We start from the raw sequence: 21,473 nt of genomic DNA, 5'->3' as shown, positions 1-21,473 counted from the left end.
CTCCTTTAACCGGAAAGCAGTAAATTTGTAGCCATTGACAGCTGAAGGCTAACTGCCGATGACTAAAAGCTTATCGTTATGTTTACAAGTATTAATCCGTTCACACAGGAAACCATTGCTGCATACACAGCACATACCGAACAGGAAATAGAAAAAAAACTGCTGATGGGTGAACGTGCTTACCGACAGCTGTTACAAATCCCGCTGGAGCAACGCTGCCAGTGGATGATGGGAGTGGCTAAGTCGCTGAAAGATAATGTGGCGGAACATGCGGCACTGATTACACAGGAGATGGGGAAAACAAAACTGGAAGCCGAAGGCGAAGTACTCAAATGTGCTACCTCCGCGGAATATTATGCAGAGAATATTGCGGAGATGTTGCAACCCAAACTGATTACATCCGATGCTTACAAAAGTTATGTTGCTTACGAACCCAAAGGCATCATCCTCGCTATTATGCCCTGGAACTTCCCCTATTGGCAGGTTTTCCGTTTTGCGCTCCCGAATATCCTTGCCGGCAATACCGGTTTGCTGAAACATGCCAGTAATGTGAGTGGCTGCGCCCTGGCCATAGAAAGGGTTTTCGCCGAATCAGGATTTCCGGCCGGCACTTTTCAATCAGTGCTGGTATCTTCCAAAAATATAGAACCAATCATTGCAGACCCGCGTATCCAGGGTGTAACGCTCACTGGTAGCACCCCTGCCGGCAGAAGTGTGGCTGCGCTGGCAGGAAAGTATATCAAGAAAACAGTACTGGAACTGGGCGGCAGCGATCCATTCATTGTGTTAAAAGATGCAGACCTGGAAGCCGCTGCAAAAACTGCGGTACAGGGACGTATGCAAAACGCCGGCCAGTCGTGCATTGCAGCCAAACGCTGGATTGTGGAAAAAGAAGTAGTACCGGCATTTACAGAACTTGTACATCATTTCCTGGAAAATATACAACAGGGCGATCCTACGCTGGAAAGCACTACCATGGGACCTATGGCCCGTCCCGATCTGGCGGAGGAACTGGCCAAACAATTACAGGAAACCATCCGTCAGGGCGCCAGGTTGGAATTGGGAGGTACGCATGAAGGCTGTAACTTCGCGCCGACCCTGCTGACAGGTGTCACCAATAATATGACGGCTTTTAAAGAAGAAACATTCGGCCCACTGGCAGTGATCATCGAAGCTAAGGATGAACAGGAAGCCATTGCACTGGCTAATGAAACTGACTTCGGACTGGGCGCCGCCCTCTGGACCAGCGACCTGGACAAAGCAGCACGCCTGGCTACACAGATTGAAAGCGGCAACGTTTTTATCAATGCCATGGTGCGCTCTGATGCACGCCTGCCTTTCGGCGGCGTAAAACAATCAGGCTATGGCAGAGAACTATCACTGGAAGGCACACACGAATTTCTGAATGTAAAAACCGTTTACATAAAACAGTAAATATTCATAATGACCACCTCTCTTAAACGCGACCGCTACACGCCCTATGTCTCCTTCACCCGCAAAGAGTGGGCTGAAAGAAGCGGTGATGCTATGCTGCAACTACAGGATTACGACCTGGAGTCGCTTCATGGCATGAACGAACCACTCACACAGGAAGAAATCACGCAGGTATATTTACCGCTGGCGCATCTCCTGAACCTGTATGTGACAGCATCACAACAACTGCATCAGGCGACCAGTAATTTCCTCAGCAGCCAGGCACATAAAGTGCCCTACATTATTGGTATTGCCGGTAGTGTAGCAGTTGGCAAAAGTACAACAGCGAGAGTGCTGCAAAAATTATTGCAGGCATGGCCCAATCATCCGCGGGTAGACCTGGTGACTACAGACGGTTTTCTCTATCCCAACAAAATACTGGAAGCAAATGATAGCATGAACAGAAAGGGTTTCCCTGAAAGTTATGATATCAAAAGACTGATCCACTTCCTCGCTGATGTAAAGTCGGGTAAAGAGCGGGTGGCAGCGCCCTTGTACTCACATCTTGAATACGATGTACTGGGCGGACAGCTACAATGGATAGAACAGCCGGATATTGTGATTGTAGAGGGCGTAAATGTGTTGCAGGTAAGACCCCGGCAACAACAAAAAGATCCTGCGGTGTTTGTATCTGACTTTTTTGATTTTTCTATTTATGTAGATGCAGCAGAGAAAGATATCCGTAAATGGTATATCGCCCGGTTTGAATCACTGCGCAGCACGGCCTTTCAGAATCCGGAATCTTTCTTCCACCGCTATGCCCATCTCTCTGATGCCGCTACGGTGGAACTGGCTACACAGATCTGGGATGATATCAACAAACCTAACCTGGAACAGAATATTGCGCCTACCCGTTACCGCGCCAGCCTGATCCTTGAAAAAGGGCATCATCATTTTGTACAGGCCATCCAATTGCGCAAAACATAGCCGATAAATTTTTAAATTTTCAGACATAAAAAAGGGCTTTCTTCCGAAAGCCCTTTTTTGCATAATGCCGGGAGTGTATCACACCCATTCATTAACATGCTTGGCATTGCCCATGCTAATTTCACGGGCGGAAATGGTGAAGGAAATTACCATCGGGTTTTTATTCTCATAGTCAAAAGACTCTTCGAATTTCACCAGATAACCTTCTTTAAAATCCAATGTTTTCAATTTGGAATCAGTGTCTCTTTTGTAGAACGTAATGGTTCCATCTTTTCTTTCAAAGTTGTTAACCATCCACTCAAAGAGATCTGTTTTTCCGTTTGACTCTACGGTCAATTTGATGCGGCCACCACGTGTAATGGCGGAGGGACGGCCCGTAGCATCTGTTTCCTGGCTAAGATCGTAAGCGGCATGTTGAACATTGTAGTTCTCACCATTTACTGTCAGTACTGATTTGAAGGACATGTTGGGTTAAATTTTAAGGTTACAATAAAGAATAAAACCTAATTAATACCAATAAAGTATGAGCTTCAAATATAAAACATTAAATTTTTAGTAAGGAACACTAACTATATTTTTTTATCACTTTAACAAATAAATTTTATTGTGATATTTATTTATATTAATACAGTCGTATCGGTTAGTGAGCACGGCTATTGAGCAACATCATCTGTCTGCAATTATCCAGATCCCTGCTCTTACTTTCCAGCTTGCTATTCAGATCCATCACCTGTTCCTTCAGCCCTGCAATATCCTGTTGCGCATGCTGTAATTCACGCAGCTGCTGTTTTGTTTGTTGCAACGATAAACAGTTCTGCACTACATTATCATACAGCCCGTAATGTGTTACCGCCTCTTTGGGAATGGAATTGCGCATATCTGCAAGAGATGCTGCTATTACCTGATCCATGTAGTTGGCATTCTGATTGGGCAGGTTGATAGAATCCAGGTTACGCTTTACCTTATCCAGCTTTTGCAGGAACTCCGCCTGGAAAGCCTGTTCCTGCCTGAATGTGCTCAACTCTTTACGCAGCGATGCATTCTCCCGCGCAGGCACCTGGTAATTAAAAAATACCGCCACTACAAACAGCGCCACTGTTATCAGGAAAAATAACAGGAACCACATAAAAGAAGTAGTCCTCTCCTGCTTGTTTAATACTTGCATATCAGTTGATGAGTTTTATAATTAAAGTAATGGGTCCCGCAAAAAAAACTAATCCGTAAAGAACCATCTTTTGGTTTTATGTTTACGCAGATACTCTGCATCTTCGGCGGACTCTTCTTTTACGAAGATGTTACTATCCTGTTTACGGCCAATGTAATCCAGCCTGCTCAGGCTTTCAAACAGTTTATTCACTGCCCGCACAAACGGGATCATCGGCTGAAGACATTCGCGTACATCGATATGCCTGTAGCGGATGTTGGCACAATTGATCATGAGGTTTTCCAGCTCACCCTGCCGCAGCTCGCACCATTCGGAAAAGTAATTCAGCAACTCTTCCTTACCGGCACCCGCGCGCTGATCAATGGCATTCTTCATGGTACGGGCCAGCCCGGCAATAATTTCCAGCATCTGCGCAGGCGGCTGATTTAAGGACAGCCACCGGAATTGTGTGATCCTGGTACCGAGAAACTGCACCATCTTTTCCGTGATATACAATACTACCAGTGCCAGATCATTATTCTGATTGCGGCCATAAATTTTTTGTATGATATGTACGCCGTACAATTCCATCTGTCCTAAAAACTGATCCAGTTCGTGATGCAGGTCTATTAATGCGGGGTGTGCGCCCACGATGCTGCAAGGTGGAATATAATCGTCTTCCATCTGTGGTCTTCCATCTGCTACTGTTATTTTAGCCAGCACCATCTGGTAACTGCCCAGTTGTCCTTGCGGTAACTGAGAGGCTGGAGAGATATACAAACTATATTCAGGCGTAGCGTAAGGCAGTCGCGGCGGCTCCTCTTCCAGCAGCGGCTCACCGCTGGGCTGCCGGTTAAACGGATTTACCTGCATCAGCACGTAGTAAGTACTTTCCGTATGGCTGGGGTCCCATGTGTAAGTAGCTTCCGGAAAAGTGGTGGCATACTTCAGGGAATGCACGGTATGCTCCGGGATTTCAATGCGGCCGCCGCCGGGGGTAACAGCGCGGCATTCCGTGAGCTTGATCCGCCATTGCTGTTGGTTATCGGTTACAAACCAGCAACGGAGCGATTCCTTATTTTCTGCTTTGGGCGGCAACAAGCCATAGTTCAGCGCATGCAAGCCACAGGAAAGCGCATCCCTGATCTGATCCAGCATCGCATTTTCAGTATCAATGAAATGCTGTTTTTTTATCTTCATCCCGTCTACCCAGTTTACGGGAAAATGTTTTAACGGCTCCGCCATAATAATACTTTTAGGATAACGTAATTCTGTTGCAAATGATCACACTGTTCTCCCTGATCCCGTTCATAAACACAGCCTTGTTAGGGTCCAGTGTTTTGGCAGATCCGAACCACCGCGGCTTCAGGTGAAACACCCAGCCATAGGCTTGTCCGTTGGTATCCGCAAAATCAATCGGTGTATTGGGATAACGGTCATTATAATCATTGATAAAATGATAAAAAAGATCACCGAGATCCATTTTAATAGGCGTGCGTGCCCGGAAATACGTGCGGTTATGATCCCGCAGTCCTTTTTCCATTTCCAGTCCTATCACGATCAGGTCTTTCATTTCTTCTTCATTCACTTCCGGCACATCCTTATACATCGGGTATTGCCACCATTTATGCACTTTCACAGGAATGGCCATCATCTTCTCAAAAGTTTTATAAACAAATGTAGGCAGTACAAAAGAAAACATGCTGGTCAGCATGGGATAATAAAGGAAGGTATCCTTATTAAGTAAACGATGTACCAGTACAAATGCAATACCGCCGAATAACCAGATGGCGATGATGAAAGACAGCTCCGACAGCAGCGTGGTTTCATTGGCCCAGAAACGTGTATACATAAAATGGCAGTGCACAATACCTAATCCTAAAAACCACACTTCATAAAAGAGGTACTGGCTCATCAGGTTCTGATGCGTAAAAAGAAAAGGAATGGAACTGATGACAGCAAACACCAACGTTGTACATACTAAATACCACAGTGCTTTCTTTTTATAAAGACTGAAATTTTTAATGTATCTGCTGAGTAAAGCCACCAGGATAGAACCCACGGCCATTACGCCGGCCAGCATCAAATAGAATTTAGCAGTGTATCTCATAGTTCTTCTGATATGTCAGGTTTTTCTGTTTTTGGGTGCTGCACATTTCGACTTTTTTATGCGTTAGCAGTATCAGCAAAAATAATTCCAGCTACAGGAAAAAATTATATCCAGCGATCCCCTCTTCAGGCAACCGGTCAGATACGGTAACTGTTTTCTCTTCCGGATGCGGTTCCAGCAGTGTGGAAATAGTTATATCCGCCGGAAAAAGATAGCCATAACATGTTTCCAGCAAACGACCGTAAGGCTGCCATGGTAAATAATCATATATCCGTTGGCGTTGTAGCGGACCTATCGTTACCGTAATGTGGGGCATGTCTGTATAGAACACTTCTCCCACCATGGTATCTACACCGAGTACGCATGCACCCAGGGGCGCGCTGCTACCGGACACAACGGCCTGTGGTGCCTGGTCCCGCACTATTTCCACCTCCTGCTCCAGTACAAGTTGCAGGCATAATTTCACCAGCGTCATATTACCGGCTATGCGGTGCATATATGGAAGCAGCTTTACCAACCTGTTGGCTGCTGCACCGGGAAGTCCGTCGGGGAGTTCCCAGAAAACATGGAACAACTGGTCTGCATCTTTCCCAAACACATCAAATAACAGGTGTTTTTCCCGTTGCTCCAGGAATACACGTTGCAGGAAAAACTCATTTTCCAGTGGCTGAAAAAAACGCCGTGCCTGCTGTTGCTGTTGTTGTTGTTTTTTATAACGGGCCACCATGTCGGCGGTACCGTACTGTTGCTGCTGTTGTGAAAATTCATGGAATAAACCTTCCGGCAACCTGTCATAGATGCCATCGCGTGAAAGCGATAAGGCAATGTAAGGTTGATATGGCTGGCTGTCATCCAGTTTTGCATGTAAAATATCCTTGTTGAATGAACGGGTAAACACATTCTCCATCACCACCACGATCTCTTCTTCCCGTACATGATTATCGAGTAATTCGCCCACCACCACTTCGGCCCTTACATCGTAGGGCAACGCGTTTACATGGTCAAGCACTTCTTCCAGCACCGCAGCCTTTTGGGCGTTGTTTACCATAAGAGGATTATTTAGGTTTTTCCGGGTTTCGCTATTAACGATAAACGGTTAGCATAACTATCTATTTTCTATTCAAAGGACTATGGCTTTCCGGGCTAACTGTTACCAGCAAAAATAGCGTATTGCTTTAATTCTGTGGCTTAAATTTTGAGCATTAAAAAAAATTCTGTGCAATTAACTACGGCAATTTATCTAAAAAAATATTAAAATTGTAAAAACCTGAAAAACCGATGGCGCCCCGTAAACCCGAAAATGAACGTAAAGTAAATTCATTCAGACCCTTTGGGAAAATTGCCAGTCATGTTGACCCCATGGTACTGTACACATTCCTGGGCCTGTTTGTTGCAAGCCTTATCCTGCTTGCCTTTCAGATGGATGTAAAGGAAGATTGTACCAACACCAATATTGTACTCAGCCATAAACAACACAGCACCGGTAAAGCATATACAGTGGGAGAAGTCATTACCTTCCATGCAGAAAGTGCAGATAAAAAAAGTACTGATTTCACCTGGGAGTTTGGTGATTCCTCCGCCAATGTAGCCGGACCACAGGTGTATCATGCTTTCAACAAAGCAGGCAGCTATCGGGTAACGCTTACATCCGGTAAATGCAGCTGGAATAAAGAAGTAATTATTGTAACGGGCATTTCCGAAACACCTGTGAATACCGCTGCCGATATATTCCCCGTGATAGAAGGACCAGCAGAAGCACTTGCCGGCAGGGCCGTCACCTTCGTTAATAAAACACCCAATGCACGCAGCTGGAGCTGGCGGCTCGTACAGGATAACGCTGAAACACATACGAATTCATCCGTTACTTATACCTTCTCCACTCCAGGCGAAAGAACGTTGTCACTCATCATCAACGATGATAGCAGTCACATGGTGTTGAAACACATCAGTGTATTCCCCGGAAAAGCGGCAGCACCCGCCAGTGATAATTACACACCGGCTCCTTTCCCTGTAGATGAGCCAGCAGCAGCACCTATACCGGCAGCGCCCGAAAAGCCAAGGGTACCGGCGGTATCTGATGACGAGTTTCAATACATGCTTACACAGGTGACCAACAAGCAAAAAAATGCAGCCGACTTCTCAAAATATCTTTGTGATAACCTGGGTGCACGTGTATTGCTCAACGATAAAGAAACCGATAATTTTTCCCATTTCTGCTCCCGCATTTATGGTAAAAAGAAATTTAAAATAGAAAAAGTAAACCTGGTAAAAGATGAGAACGGTTGTGTAAAAGAAATCAGGATTATGTATGATAAGAAAGGATTTCTGGGAATTTTTTAAGCAGATAAGATGAAAGGGAGATATTATAAATTACCGATGGACTTCTCACAGATCCTGCAAAAGAAGGATATGGCAGCCGTTACGCTGGAAGAATCCGTATCACAACATATCCATTTACTGATCACAACAGTATTGGGAGAAAATAAAGACGATCCCGATTACGGTTGCGAATGGTGGGATCGCGACTTCGATATCAAAGCCTCTAACAACGAAGTAAAGGAGCAGATAGAAACCGCAGTAAAGCTGGCCGTAACCCGCTACGAGAAGCGCCTGGGGCAGATAAGAGTGGTAGCCGCTGTAAACCAGGAAGAACTCATGTTGGCGCCGGTACACAAAATGAAGAAAAAGATCCGGGTCACCATCTCCGGAACGCTGACCAAGAATAACAATTCTTTTCAATACAGCAGTTATTTCTACATCAGCCCGCTATCGTACGATTGATCATTTGTTATTAACCACTTCACATGAAAGAGAAAAAGGAACGGATAAAAGACCGGATGCTGAAAACTGCGGCACGCCTCTGGGGATACCCCGACGCGGAAGTAGAAACATCTTTCGATCCTATCGTACAACTGTTGCTGGAAGCCTGCGCCAGCGAACTGGAAAAAATCTCCGGCGACGTAGATGTATCACACGCAAGGCTCGTGGAAAGACTGGCACAGATCATGATGCCGGAGCCCATCACCAGCAGCCAGCCTTCCTATGGTATACTGCATGCAGTAGCCACAGAAGCAACAGCAGATATCAAGGCCGGCCACCAATTCTTTCATCATACCAAAACAGGCAGTCATACCCAGGACCTTTTCTTTTCACCTGTTACAGACCACCGCCTCTTCCGCGGACAGGTACAATACCTGGCCATCGGCAACAAGATCTATGAAACACGCGACAACTGGTTTAAAGAACAGATCCTGCAAGGCGAGTATCTCCCCGACGCGCCACCCAATCACCTGTGGATAGGGTTGTCTATGGAGGATACACAACAGGGATTTGAAGGGATGTCTTTTTTCTTCGACCTCCGCAATATTCACCAGCAGGAAATGTTTTATCACTACCTCCCGCTGGCGCGCTTTTTTATCAACGACCGGGAACTGACCGTAAAAGGTGGCTACCGCCACAGCCGCTCAGTAGCAGAAGAAGAAGTGGATAAAATGATCCAGGTAGCCGTGGATACAAATGCCCGTTACAGTCAGCATGTGTTGCAGCGGTTCCGCCGGCACTTCCTCACGGTAACGGACAAGTATACACGCCCCACAGGGAGCACACCGGAACAACTGACACGCATCTTCGGACAGGAAGCCGCCAGGCTGAATAACGCCATACAATGGATCAGGATAGAATTCCCCGAAGCATTGCACCACACCCTGCTGGAAGACCTTTACTGCAGTATCAACTGCTTCCCTGTCATCAACAAAAAAAACAACGAACAATCACTCAAGCTCAACAAATACCTCAACATCATCCCGCTGCAAACACCTGATATCTTTTTTGATATTAAACGGGTGTATGACCTGGAAGGAACGGACTACTACGTACGCAACTTCTCCACTGCCGGACAGATGCAGGATGGTGAACTCGTAGTGCGCAGCAGCGGCATCGGCCGTTTCGATTCCCGCGAAGCAAAAGAGATCATCGCCTACCTGGTGGAAGTAATCCGGGATGAAAGCTCGCTTTTTGAGGAAGTAAAAAACGACTATGTAACCAACCGCATGCGGGAACTGCATCAGCTCATCGCTTCACTGGAAGAACAATTGCAGCCGGGAGCCAATAAAGGAAACATCCCCTACGTAATGGTGAAGCCACGGGAAAATGCCGCCTATATCTTTATAGAATTTTATTCTACCAACGGCACGGTGGCTAATAATATACGCATGGGCAGCAAATTGCTGGAATATGGTACCATCCATACAAAGCCCGGCAGCATTACACTGCTCACCAATACAACAGGAGGAAAAGACCGGCTGAATATTGATGAAAAAATCAATCTCTACCGCGCTCATTTGTTATCACACAACAGGATTGTAACCCCTGAAGATATCAAAGCATTGTGTCGTGCTGTTTTTGGTAAAGAGATGAAAAACACCACAGTAGCCAAAGGGGTTGCGCTGCAACCCGGTACCGGTGCAGGTTATAACCGTACCCTGGATATACATATCACACTGGTACAACCTATTGCAAAATACCCGGCGGCCAATCTTAACTATCTCAAAGAAGAATTATTACTCCAGCTGGAAGAAAAATCTGCCAATACATTTCCATACCGCATTTTCATCAACGATGTGCTGATGTGAGCATCCCTGCTGAGCAACTGTACATCAGCACCGGTCTTTAACTGATCGGGTGGTACACCCTTTTTACCATCGGCTGCACACAGGATCACCGTATTACCAAAACCCAGATCCACATACACCCGATTGCTCACCAACCACCCCTTACCGGAGAGCAGGGCATTTTTTCGTATATATACCCCGCTAGCCTGCAAATCATCCTGCAAGCGGAGGCTCACCAACTCTCCATCCCGGAAAGAAGCGTTTCGCTCCAGCCGCGCCGCATAAACAACGGATGTTCTTTTTGGGGCATGCTTACCTATGGTGATACGGATAGTATTAAACTCCTTTGCATGACTGTTGCCTGCCGGTGGTGTGGAAAAAACAGATCCATCGCTGCTGCTTTTATTAAACACATTATACCCGAATCCAGGCAGATACAACTCCGGGCTTTCAAATAATTGTTTGATGGCAATGATCTTGTAGATATACTGCGCCGTTTCATTATTCAGCATCAGTTGATAGTAGTCGCTACTGCCCTGCCGGCGGATGTTCCGGGAAATATTACCGGAGCCCGCATTGTAGGCTGCTGCTGCCAGTGTCCATGATTTCAGCTGGGTATGCAACAGGCGGATCAGTTTACATGCTGCGTGTGTGGCTTTGATCAGGTGATTGCGTTCATCATATCCTGCTCCTACGGAGAGTCCCAGTTCTGCTGCGGTGCCGGGCATAATCTGCCATACGCCCTGCGCGCCTACGGGAGAGGTGGCATTGGTTAAACCGCTTTCCACAATAGGCAGGTACTTAAAGTCCGGTGGCACCTGGTATTGCGCCAGAATGGGCTCTATGACGGGAAAATATTGTTCTGCTTTGAGTCGCAATGATGGTAGATACCCCTGGTAGCGAAGGTTCTGCTTGATGATATCCATCAGGCGATAAGATACAAAATCTCTTTCCATCGGTACCGTTTCGCCACAGAAGTCTACCTGCTGCGCGGTACTGATGTGCGGTAACAAACAAATGAATAATCCTGTCAGATACAAACATTTCATATAACAGGTATAATTATTTCGTCACCATATACTTAGGCAGTGCGGTGGCGGGCAGGTATAATACCACTTGCTCCCCGGATGCCGGTTGTATCACAATGACTACCTCATCATTTTTTTTGAATAGCCTGGAAGGCACTACAAATACTTCGCTGGCTTCATCGTGCGCTGCAACGCTTGCCGGACCGTGCTTATAGAGCATGGTCATGGTATGCAATACGGTGGAGTCTTTTTTCTCCTTGTGCAGGAGGGTCATCTTTGCAATTTCGTATGGCTCCTTGTTTTTATTGCGGATACGATAACAGAAATAGTTCATGTTATTGAGCGTCATCGCTTGTGCATAGCCTACGCTTATGCCGTCTGCTTTTGTTTCGTACTGATGGTTTACCTTTCTGTCTTTTCCGAAGTCTTCCGCAATTTTGCTGACTGTTACTGTGTCAATGCTGATAAGGCCACCTTCTTCCACAGGTACATTGTCCAGTGAAAAACCGTTGCTATCACCGTTACCGGCACGTGAAGCCCGTTTCCTGGCAGGCTTTTCCGGCGCGTTATCATTCTGGGCAACGGTGGGCGCACCATGCTGCATTTTGGGCGACAGTGCATATTTCAGCCTGGTAAGATCTACTTTATCCCTGAATGCGATGATCATGTAGTGAATGTTTTCGCCTTCGCGTACAATCAGGTTGGTGGGCCTGGGCGTTGCTACGGTAGGTCTTACAAATACCATGTTACCGTCTACGATCCGGTAATCGTAGTCCGCATTTTTGCCGTCGCCAATCTGAAAGGTGCTGATGAGAGATCCGCAGGTGATCAGGGTTACAGCGCCACGGGTGGTCAGCACCGTGTCGGCTTTTCCCTGCGCTGCCGTCTGCCGGGCAGTTCCTGCTATTAACAAACAAATTATAAAGCTACACAGCACTTGTTTCATTGTTGCTTCTCTTTTACTTTCTTCATGAATAAGGGCAAGATATAAAACTGTCAGCATTCAGCAGGATACCACCCGACATCCGCAGGATGATGATTGCTAAATACTTTCATAACTGCGAAAACGGGCTACTTCCTGCTGACAACTTTTATTTATCCTGCTCGTAGGTAGTATCCCAATCCGCAGCATCGTCGCCTTTTTGTCCTTCCATTTTGATCAGGAAGTTCTTAGCAGGAAAGTATGGCTTCAGGTGAATATCCAGGTGGATACGATCTTTCTGAATAGGGTCCTGTTCAAAGCGGCGGATATTAAAATCCTCGATGAGCTTATCAGGGCCGGTGATACCATCCAGGAAGCGGATGATCTGCTTCATGAGGTCCTTACGGGTATTGGCATTGAAATTTTCGAAAGCACGGCGGTTCAGGAAGTCCATCAGCACCTTGGTAACGAAATCGAATACACGTACCACAGAATAGGTTTGCAATCCCAGGTTATCGCCGTTAAACAATGTTTTGGCACTGAAGGCCATTACTTTTCCATATTCTTTTACCATGGGTACGAGGCCCATTTTTTCCAGGCTGGCGATTTCACTTTTCTTCAGTTCAAACCGTACCCCATCTACTTCGTTCATGCCGCCAAACTTTTTACCGGCGGTTACCTGCGACATCAGCGTTTTATAGATCTTTCCTGCCAATGCACCGGAAGGCGGTACATACAGGTTGTCCTGTTCTCCTACTTCTTCAAATTTACCACGGCCTACCAGCCAGTTACACGACATGATCACATTGGAACGATGGATCTCCCCACCGGTAAGATTAGCCAGCTCAAACATCTCCATCACATCATCCGGTGCATCCAGGTGAGCGAAGTCGGTTACCAGCATCGTTTTATTTTCATGCGCAATTTTTGCCCATTTTTCCAACACCTTGTTGGAACCCAGGTAGCCGGGGATCACGAGCAGACTGTAGTTGGAACGCAGATCGAGGCGATCGTAGTTATTCACCAGTTCTGTTTGTATAGCATCAATAAACCGGGTGTTGTCCAGGTCTTTGAGTTGTTCCAGTTCTACGTTGATGAAAGAGATATTCTTTATTTTATCTGCTTCGGTATTTTTAAAGAACAGTGCTACGTTGCGGTAGGCTTGTTCCAGTTCGCGCGTACCTTCTACCGCTTCCCCCAGGTTGTTGGATAATACCCTGTCGGCTTCAGCAGCATGTTCATTGCAGTAGTCCACCATTTCGGGGAGTTCTGTGGCGTCAGACAATACTTTTTCCCAAAGGGACAATGTTTTTCTGAGCTTGTCTCTTTCTGCTTTTTTGGCGGCTTCGGTTAAAAATATATTGCGGCGCGCTTTACGATCGGGGTTGAGATTCTGCGCACCTTCTACGGTTGCTTCCAACAGGTCGAAGCCGCCGTATTTTGCCAGGTCCTCAATGTGCAGGGCGAGGTCCGCTTCCTGCGGAGCGGAAGACTGACCCCCATTTTGCTGATCCTGCAACGCCTGGTTTTTCTGTAATTCTGCCATAGTGAATGAAGTTATGTTCCGGGATGAGGAACTGTTAATTATTTGGTATTCAGATCTTTCAGCATGCCGCGAACAGCGCCCAGCATGGCTTTACGGGCATCCGGATCGGCCAGTGCTGTTTTCAGGATCTTGTTTGTTTTCAGGTGCTTCATAATTTTCAGGTATTGTTCCTTTTCCGTAGCAAGGTCATTCAGGAAGGCGCTTTGCGCGGTGATGCCTTTCACACCAAAATCGCCGAGGTGATGAAACTGTAGTTTCTCAGGAACAGGGCGTCCTTCCGCATCATGAAAACTTACATTTACTTCGGGTTTGAAATTTTCAAAGACAGCCTCCACGGAGGTGAGCCCTTCCACAATTTCAGGCTTTACAGGTGCTTGCTGGGTGAGCTTTTCAGCAAACAGTGTACGGTTATGTGATATTTCCGCAATGGCTTCATTGGCGTCCAGCTTCACTTCTGTGCCGCCAATTCCGTAGTTGTCATTCATAATGAAATTTTTTTGATGTTGGAATTTCTGGAATGTTGGAATGTAAAAAACCAAAAGACCAATAAACAATTGACTACTGTTGTATTTATTGTTAACTAACTGATTAACCAATCTAATTGCGCAGCTTTCAGGTCCAGCGTTACCACCATATCCTTTTGCAGGCTACCGTCGATGATCATGCGGGACAATGGTTTGCGGAGCTGACCACGAATCACTTCCCGCAGTGGACGGGCGCCATATTGCGGCGAATAGCCCATCATCGCCAGATGTTTCCTTGCAGCCGGGGTGACGGTCAAACTAATCTGTTGCTGCTGTAGCAGCTGCAATAAATGTTGTAAATGAATGTCAAAAATTTTCTCCACGTTCTCCTGGCGGATAGGCCCAAAGGGTACGATCTCTGTTAGTCTTCCCAAAAACTCCGGTCTGAAATGGCGGGCCATCAGTTCCATGAGTTGTTGTGAAGCAGGTATTACCCCATCCTGAAAGGACCGGGTAATGGCATCACTGCCGATATTTGACGTAAATAATACCAGTGCGTTGGAGAAGTCCCCGGTTTTTCCCAGTCTGTCGTGTAATTTTCCTTCATCCATGATCTGTAAAAAAATATCAAATACAGATGGATGTGCTTTTTCTATTTCGTCGAACAATACTACGGCGTAGGGTTGTTGCCGTATTTTGTTTACCAGCAAACCGCCTTCTTCATATCCAACATATCCGGGAGGGGCGCCATACAATAATGCAGCAGCGTGTTCCTCTTTAAATTCGGACATGTCAAAACGGATCATGCAGCGTTCGTCCTGGAACAAAAAATCTGCCAAAGACTTGGCCAGTTCTGTTTTACCGGTTCCGGTAGGTCCGAGGAAAAAGAAGGAGCCAATTGGCTGACCGGGCCTGCTGAGGCCGGATCTGGATTCAAGAATGGCGTCGGCCACTGCCTTTAATGCATGGTCCTGTCCTACAACTCTTTTGCGTAAATGCAGGTCCATACTCACGAGGCGTTCTCTTTCCTGCGATTGTATTTTTCCTAACGGAATACCGGTGATCCCTGCAATCATGGTTGCCAGATCCACAGGCGTAACAACCTCCTGCTTTGCAGCCACCAGTGTGGTAAGCTGCTCCAACAGTTGTTGCAGGTATGCCTGTAATTCGGTTGTGTCGCTTATTTTATGTACTTCCTGTGCGGTATGCAGCTTGCTGGACAGGAGCGCACCGAGGCGTTCCATCAACTGCCGATAAAACCACAGCAGATCTTCATTTTGTAAGGATTCCTCACTAATAATAGCATCAAATTCTTTCTGTAAGCTATCCAATAAAGGGATGCCGGTATCCTGCATGGCGCGGATAGCAGCCATGGTCCGGTCCAGCAGGTTGATAGCACTATCTGGCAGACATCGCTCTTTCAGGTAACGCCTGGACAAACGGATGGCTTCGTATATGCTTTCGGGTGGTACCTTCAGCTGGTAGAAACTTTCATATACAGGCACTACTGCCGTGATCATGCGGGTGGCCTGTGTTTCATCCGGCTCTGCCAACGTAATGGTTTCAAAACGGTGGCGCAGGATGGCATCCGGTTCTATCAGTTTACGGAAGCCTTCCGGCGTAGTGGTACCGATGAGTATGATTTCACCTTTGCCCAGCGAAGCCTTGATCACATTGGCCATACCGCCACCGGATTGCTTGTCGAGCAAAGTGTGCAGGTTGTCAATAAAAAGTATATGCCTGCCCGTTTGTTTCAGTTGTTGTATAATTTGCAGCAGCCGGTCTTCCAGTTCGTTCTTATAAGCGGCCCCCGCAATAAATGCACCATAGTCCAGTGCATACATTTCGGACGAGTGTAACTGCAAGGGTACCTGCTTTTGTACGATAGCACGGGCCAGTCCTTCTACCAGTGCGGTTTTACCTACACCTCCTTCTCCTATGATAAGTACGCTGGCGCGGTCCTTACGTGTAAGGATCTCCGTTATAACCCTTATTTCTCCATCACGGCCTATTACCGGATGAAATGTTTTGAGCAGTTGCGGATCGGTGATACGGTACACATATTTCAGCGCACCCGGTTTAATAGTATTGGTAGTGGTCGTATTATTCGTGGGGCTGTCCTTGCTTTTTTTGCTGGCAGCAATTAATTGTTCACGGGTAAAAGGGAATGTTTTTAACTGTTCGTAAGAGAAGCCTACGCCTGGTGTACACAACGCAATAAGCAGGCTCCACGCATCCATTGCAGTTGCATCCTGCTCCTGCATAATATGCATCGCCTCCTGTAACACAGCAGCAGCGCCATCATCCGGCTCTGCTTCATCTGGCAGACGCGATGACCTCGGTAATTCATCCAGTCTTACTTCTGCCCATTCTTCCAGGTAATAAACATCAATATCCATTTGATGCAGTGCAGTGGTCAACCCTGTTTCCTTATGCATGCACGCGCGTAGCAAGTGCGCAGGCGTATACTGCGCATGATGGAAGTCCTTGGCTATTGCCTTCGAAATCCTGATGGCAGACTGCACATCAGTGCCGAATATGGTCAACGTCGACAGGGTCATTTGGATGATTCAGGTTTTTCTAAAACAAGTTAACAATGAGTATTCCTACCTTCCCTAAAGAGGCATCATAAAGATACTGCGAAAACATTTATATAAAATTCAATCCACAAGAAAAACTGACACGCGGATGATATCGTCCATTTATACTCAATAAATAAAGATAACCAAGCGCGTTATTTTTATTTGTAACAAAGCACAGAACACAGACCTGTCAATCATCTTCATAAATAATTAAAACTAATTTTATATAAAAAAATATAATAATCTGGATAATGTTAATAAAGCATAATTTTTTTTCGGGAGATATAAAGACAGAAAAATATAGATAGGATGTCTACCTATTAAATATGATACAGCATATTCATCTCCGTTAAAAATTAAAAGGGGCATATTGATTATTTATGCAGCAGAATAATTATTTTCGCAAGACCCATAGAAGAAGAACCGTTTAATTAACATCCATAAAAAGGAACCCATGAGAAAAACCTTTTGCCCGAGTAAACGATATTTTGTTGTTAATCATTTGCATATTTCTCAACATGTTTTTACAGCGATATAACTTCCCAAACAACGTTATTATCGCGCCTTTCATAAAAACCGGATCATTCACGTAATAAAAACTTATTTATGTCTTTCAAGGCAGAACTTATCATAGGAGGTAAATCAGCGAATGTATTGGAGTGCAACTATGGCTTCTCACAACATACAGATGCCATTGGCAAACCCAGCACACTCCCGCGGGGCGGCGCTATTTCCCTGGTACTCGAATCGGCAAGGGATACAGACCTTGTACAGTGGATGATTTCGCCGGAAGAAAAACGTGACGGCACCATCATCTTCAAACGCCGCGACCATGACTCCAGTTTACGCACGGTTGAATTTTCGGAAGGTATTTGTGTACAGTTCCATGAAAGCTACCACCACAACGGTAGTAGTCCCATGGTTACACATATCGTTATTTCCGCGCGTGAACTGAAAATAGGTAGTGTGGAATACAAAAGGAAATGGGAGGACTAATCATGCATGCCCTTCCCGAAAATATAAAGCTGGTAGCACGGTTCATGCTTCTTCACCTGGAACATAGCCCTGCAACACATATGCCCGGTTACGAACATACTTCCATCGCTTTTCATCTTCCGGCACTCCTGCACAATACAGGTCTTACCCAAACAATTATACCCGCTTCTTCCATCCACTGTGTACGGGAGAATAACCTGCTGCATATACAGGTGCCGACTGTGGGAACTTTTAGCATCGATCCGGAGAAAAAGGAGCTACATACATTTATAGTACCTGCGGCTGAAATACCCGCCGATACTACGCTTCCAGCCAATTTATTAAAGTTCGGAAAGCAGGTAAGCGGATTTCAGGAGACGCATAACGGTTTATACAAAAGCCGGGAAGTACATTCCATTAACATGCCGGATCCTTTTCCGGGAAGCGCATTCATCGACAAAAATGATTTTTAAACTTATTACAAAGTAATACTTATGGGTGACGATAAATTTCTGAAAAAGTCAGCAATAGGCATTGAAGGTTATGCGGGCCCCGTGGAGTTTAATAATATAACCCTGGAACAATCCGTTGGCAACCACCATTATTTCAGCTTCCTGTGGCGGCCCGGTGGTGTAATCAACAATTTGTCATATCAGCGGCACATTGTTGAAAGCTATATCGGCAAAGGGATCTCTATCAGTTTTGATGATTTCCGTTTTAAAGGGCTGATCACCAGCATTGCGGTGATGGAGGGAGATGGCGCCACCACCGGGTTCCAGGTATCCGGCGTGAGCCCCACCATTTTGCTGGATGATGTTCCGCAAAGCTCTTCCTACTATCAGCAATCATTACAGAATGTAATCCAGGGAGCGTTGAAAGATGCCAGCAGCAGCCTGCTGAAAACACAGATCGTACCCGGTTATAAAAAGCCATTACCTTATTGCGTTCAATATAATGAAACCGATTTCGACTTCCTGGCAAGGGTTTCCGCCCGCTACGGTGAATGGATGTATTACGATGGCAACACCCTCGTAATCGGCGACATACAGAAAAAAGAAGTGAAGCTGACAAAAGATGTTACCCTGCATAACCTGAAAACAGTAGCTGCCGTTACCCCGCAACGGATCAATTATGTGTCGTATGATGCGATGAAAGCCTCGCCCCTCAGCGAAAAATCGCAGAAGGCAGAAAGCGGCTCCCATCCGCTCATGCAGCTGTCCATGTCGGCCTCTGACGATCTCTATTCCGCTAATTCCAGCAAACAAACGTTTATCCATCATGGTTATACATCCGACGAACTGAAGCAGGTAAAGGAGCTGCAAACAAAAGTAACTTCCGCCGCTTTCGTAAAAGTAAGTGGCATCAGCCAGGTACCGGTTATGCCCGCTCAACGGATCAGCATTGCAAGTGATAGCAGTCAGTCGGCCTACACGGTCATCTCCTGTACACATTTTGCCAGCGGCCCCGGCAACTACCATTGTTCTTTTACCGCCATACCTGCCGACGTAAAAGTGCCACCTTACAGTAACCCCCACCTGGTGCCCAAAGCAGACATACAAAGCGCGCTGGTAAAAGACAACAACGATCCGGAAAAGCTAGGGCGTGTCAGGGTGCAGTTTTTCTGGCAAACGCAAAATGAACTGAGCCCCTGGCTCCGGCAGGCGTCGCCCGCAGCAGGCGGTGGTACAGGTTTTCACTTTGTACCCGAAGTAGGCGAAGAAGTAGTGGTAGGATTTGAAGGCGGCAATGCAGAAATGCCTTTTGTGCTTGGCAGTAAATTCAACGGCAAATCCAAAAGTGGTTACGGCGATGCACAAAATAATATGAAAGCCATCAAAACCCGCAGTGGTAACCTTATTCAACTGGACGACAACTCCGGTAGTGTAACCGTTACCGATAAAAACGGCAGCACCATGATCATGGATGGTTCCGGCAATATTACCGTGCAATCACAAACACTGGTGACCGTTAAAACAGATGATAAAATTGTAGTGGATGCTCCCAATAAAATAGAATTTATTTCAAAGGAAATACATCTCAAAGGCTCACAAAAAGTGATCATCGGAGAAGGTGCGGCGAAGATCACGGTAGACAATTCCGCCAACAAGATCGTTTCCAATGCTGACAAAATACACGCCACCGCACAAACCCTGCATGAGCTGAAAAGCAATGCCAACATGAAAATGAAGGCAGAACATCATGAAACAACCGGCAACACCAAAGTAACGATTAACAGTACTGAAATAAAGGTAAACGGACAGGCCACCACAGATATTAAGGGCGGTATGATAAACCTGAACTGCTGATGAATGAACACAATCCGATAGCACAGGAAATCAACAAGATCCAGCAGCATTGGCGGAAGGGCGTATACAACAGGCCCGGTCTGCGGCTGGTGAGACTGGTTATCAAACCGGAAGAAGCACGGCTATACGAAGGTTTTTGTAAACTGGAGTCCACTGCCCATGGGCAGTTGGAGGAAGTGTTTGTTACCCATCTCACCCCTTTTGAAAATGAAGACACCTTTAGTACAAACCTCATCAAAGACTGGCTGGAAACATACGATGGCAGCACCGAATTGTTGAAAGAAATGGAACAACGCGGCGCGGCTCTTCATTGGGACGCCCACCCCTACCGGCAGGCATTGGCCTATGACGCACAGGCGCCGCAGGATGCGCTCCTGTTGCAAATGCTGCAAACATTCCGCGAGGCACTCCCCTTTCAGCCACGGGAGCTGGTGCTGGCACTGCTGCCGCGGCAGGTGAGCGATACCCGCAGCTTCGCTTCCTGGCTTGCCAGCCTCCTGAAAAGAGGCATCCCCGCCGGTATAAAATTGCTGGTCATTGACCATGTGAATAAAGATCATCTTGCGATCAACGAACGTCCTTTCCCCGGCCAGGTGCTTTCCATGCACATTCCATTACAACTGGAAAACGCCATACAGAAACTGGCCACCTCCGGTAATCCCAACGACCCGGAAGTGCAGTACCGTAAATGCCTGTTTGAAATGGGCAACGCCTTAAAAGACAAGGACCTCAAACGCCTGCATTATTGGGGACAACGCATGCTCGACTGTACCCAGCGAAGCGGCAACAAAGGATTATTTGCTACAGCACATATTTCGTATGCGGGCATGTTGTTTAACTTCAAGCGCGACCCGAAGCTACCACTGCTGCTGGAAAAAGGTGGCCGCATAGCCAGGCAGGGTATGCAACACGGCGATCCGGCATGCCTGCCGCTGGTGATACAGTTCTATGGTTACCAGGGCGCCTATGCACAGATCAGGAAACGGTTTACCGAAGCGATCGACTGGTTTATCAAACAGGCGGCCACCGCGCAGGAACATAAGTTCCTGCCGCAGGCCATGAATGCCTGGTACCAGGCAGCAGAGTTATGCCGCCGCAAAGATACCAGCCGCTATTATACGGTGCTGGAGCAGGCTTACCAGGGCGGCATTGAAATGAATGATGACGAAATAACCACGTCTGTTTACAGCTACCTCGTGCGTGATTATCACGATTACGCCTATACGAATAAGTTAACCACGGTTGTACACGATATCAATGAAAAAATGAAAAGACTGTTTGGCGAAAACTGGAAGGAAGAGATAGACCGAATGAAAAAGTCAAGAACCCGCATGATCATGCAACCTCAGATAGAAACGGAAACCGAAGATGCGTCTTCATCTTAAA

The 21,473-nt window shown here is 46.5% G+C and carries 19 protein-coding genes; 9 read left to right on the top strand and 10 right to left on the bottom strand.

Features of this window, described 5'->3' with window-relative positions:
* Positions 1-78 precede the first annotated feature (78 nt).
* Together ABQ275_RS04050 and coaA are read left to right on the top strand one after the other, a co-directional pair.
* Entirely contained in the window at positions 79-1,434 is a 1,356-nt protein-coding gene (locus ABQ275_RS04050; protein WP_349316991.1) for an NAD-dependent succinate-semialdehyde dehydrogenase, read from the top strand.
* A 9-nt stretch (positions 1,435-1,443) separates the two neighbouring features.
* Positions 1,444-2,400: a type I pantothenate kinase gene (gene coaA, locus ABQ275_RS04045; protein WP_349316990.1), complete on the top strand. Its 957-nt coding sequence runs from the start codon at positions 1,444-1,446 to the stop codon at positions 2,398-2,400.
* 78 nt (positions 2,401-2,478) lie between these two features.
* On the opposite strand, the gene tssD (ABQ275_RS04040) is transcribed toward coaA, so the two are convergent.
* From tssD (ABQ275_RS04040) to ABQ275_RS04020, 5 genes are all read right to left on the bottom strand, one after another.
* The gene (tssD, locus tag ABQ275_RS04040; protein ID WP_349316989.1) at positions 2,479-2,865 is read right to left on the bottom strand and encodes a type VI secretion system tube protein TssD; all 387 of its coding nucleotides are present in this window, start codon (positions 2,863-2,865) and stop codon (positions 2,479-2,481) included.
* Positions 2,866-3,040: 175 nt separating this feature from the next.
* The gene (gene tssO, locus ABQ275_RS04035; RefSeq protein ID WP_349316988.1) at positions 3,041-3,565 is read right to left on the bottom strand and encodes a type VI secretion system TssO; all 525 of its coding nucleotides are present in this window, start codon (positions 3,563-3,565) and stop codon (positions 3,041-3,043) included.
* Positions 3,566-3,613: 48 nt separating this feature from the next.
* Positions 3,614-4,789, bottom strand: coding sequence for a hypothetical protein (locus tag ABQ275_RS04030; protein ID WP_349316987.1), 1,176 nt, complete (start codon positions 4,787-4,789; stop codon positions 3,614-3,616).
* Positions 4,790-4,799: 10 nt separating this feature from the next.
* Entirely contained in the window at positions 4,800-5,654 is an 855-nt protein-coding gene (locus tag ABQ275_RS04025; RefSeq protein WP_349316986.1) for a TssN family type VI secretion system protein, read from the bottom strand.
* A 91-nt stretch (positions 5,655-5,745) separates the two neighbouring features.
* Positions 5,746-6,702 carry a hypothetical protein gene (locus tag ABQ275_RS04020; RefSeq protein WP_349316985.1) on the bottom strand — a complete coding sequence of 319 codons (957 nt, stop codon included), beginning with the start codon at positions 6,700-6,702 and terminating at the stop codon, positions 5,746-5,748.
* Between the two features lie 230 nt (positions 6,703-6,932).
* On the opposite strand from ABQ275_RS04020, the gene ABQ275_RS04015 reads away from it, so the two are divergent.
* The 3 genes from ABQ275_RS04015 to ABQ275_RS04005 are packed head-to-tail and all read left to right on the top strand — an operon-like array spanning position 6,933 to position 10,285.
* Positions 6,933-7,994: a PKD domain-containing protein gene (locus ABQ275_RS04015; protein WP_349316984.1), complete on the top strand. Its 1,062-nt coding sequence runs from the start codon at positions 6,933-6,935 to the stop codon at positions 7,992-7,994.
* 9 nt (positions 7,995-8,003) lie between these two features.
* Complete coding sequence (locus tag ABQ275_RS04010) at positions 8,004-8,435, top strand: GPW/gp25 family protein (protein ID WP_349316983.1); 432 nt, start codon at positions 8,004-8,006, stop codon at positions 8,433-8,435.
* Positions 8,436-8,458: 23 nt separating this feature from the next.
* Positions 8,459-10,285 (top strand): hypothetical protein, encoded by a 1,827-nt coding sequence (locus ABQ275_RS04005; protein ID WP_349316982.1) that lies wholly within the window; start codon positions 8,459-8,461, stop codon positions 10,283-10,285.
* Here the strand turns inward: ABQ275_RS04005 and ABQ275_RS04000 are convergent.
* The 5 genes from ABQ275_RS04000 to ABQ275_RS03980 all read right to left on the bottom strand — a co-directional run bounded on the left by ABQ275_RS04000 (position 10,195) and on the right by ABQ275_RS03980 (position 16,785).
* Entirely contained in the window at positions 10,195-11,313 is a 1,119-nt protein-coding gene (locus tag ABQ275_RS04000; RefSeq protein WP_349316981.1) for a lytic transglycosylase domain-containing protein, read from the bottom strand. The two genes, ABQ275_RS04005 and ABQ275_RS04000, sit on opposite strands and share 91 nt — an antisense overlap.
* A gap of 13 nt (positions 11,314-11,326) precedes the next feature.
* The gene (locus ABQ275_RS03995) at positions 11,327-12,238 is read right to left on the bottom strand and encodes a hypothetical protein (protein ID WP_349316980.1); all 912 of its coding nucleotides are present in this window, start codon (positions 12,236-12,238) and stop codon (positions 11,327-11,329) included.
* A gap of 145 nt (positions 12,239-12,383) precedes the next feature.
* On the bottom strand, positions 12,384-13,760 hold the full coding sequence (locus ABQ275_RS03990) for a DUF5458 family protein (RefSeq protein WP_349316979.1): 1,377 nt from the start codon (positions 13,758-13,760) through the stop codon (positions 12,384-12,386).
* Between the two features lie 38 nt (positions 13,761-13,798).
* Positions 13,799-14,245: a hypothetical protein gene (locus tag ABQ275_RS03985; protein ID WP_349316978.1), complete on the bottom strand. Its 447-nt coding sequence runs from the start codon at positions 14,243-14,245 to the stop codon at positions 13,799-13,801.
* A 95-nt stretch (positions 14,246-14,340) separates the two neighbouring features.
* Positions 14,341-16,785: an ATP-dependent Clp protease ATP-binding subunit gene (locus tag ABQ275_RS03980; RefSeq protein ID WP_349316977.1), complete on the bottom strand. Its 2,445-nt coding sequence runs from the start codon at positions 16,783-16,785 to the stop codon at positions 14,341-14,343.
* Between the two features lie 627 nt (positions 16,786-17,412).
* On the opposite strand from ABQ275_RS03980, the gene tssD (ABQ275_RS03975) reads away from it, so the two are divergent.
* Genes tssD (ABQ275_RS03975) through ABQ275_RS03960 form a run of 4 tightly spaced genes read left to right on the top strand, consistent with a single transcriptional unit; the run spans position 17,413 to position 21,472 of the window.
* Entirely contained in the window at positions 17,413-17,802 is a 390-nt protein-coding gene (gene tssD / locus ABQ275_RS03975; protein WP_349316976.1) for a type VI secretion system tube protein TssD, read from the top strand.
* The gene (locus ABQ275_RS03970) at positions 17,790-18,254 is read left to right on the top strand and encodes a hypothetical protein (protein WP_349316975.1); all 465 of its coding nucleotides are present in this window, start codon (positions 17,790-17,792) and stop codon (positions 18,252-18,254) included. Before tssD (ABQ275_RS03975) ends, ABQ275_RS03970 begins: the two co-directional genes overlap by 13 nt.
* A gap of 21 nt (positions 18,255-18,275) precedes the next feature.
* The gene (vgrG, locus tag ABQ275_RS03965) at positions 18,276-20,087 is read left to right on the top strand and encodes a type VI secretion system tip protein VgrG (RefSeq protein WP_349316974.1); all 1,812 of its coding nucleotides are present in this window, start codon (positions 18,276-18,278) and stop codon (positions 20,085-20,087) included.
* Positions 20,087-21,472: a hypothetical protein gene (locus ABQ275_RS03960; RefSeq protein WP_349316973.1), complete on the top strand. Its 1,386-nt coding sequence runs from the start codon at positions 20,087-20,089 to the stop codon at positions 21,470-21,472. The genes vgrG and ABQ275_RS03960 overlap by 1 nt, the downstream gene beginning before the upstream one ends.
* The last annotated feature ends 1 nt before the right edge of the window (position 21,473 follow it).

The organism is Chitinophaga sp. MM2321 (assembly GCF_964033635.1).
GTDB lineage: Bacteria > Bacteroidota > Bacteroidia > Chitinophagales > Chitinophagaceae > Chitinophaga.
This window is presented reverse-complemented; position numbering and strand designations above follow the sequence as displayed.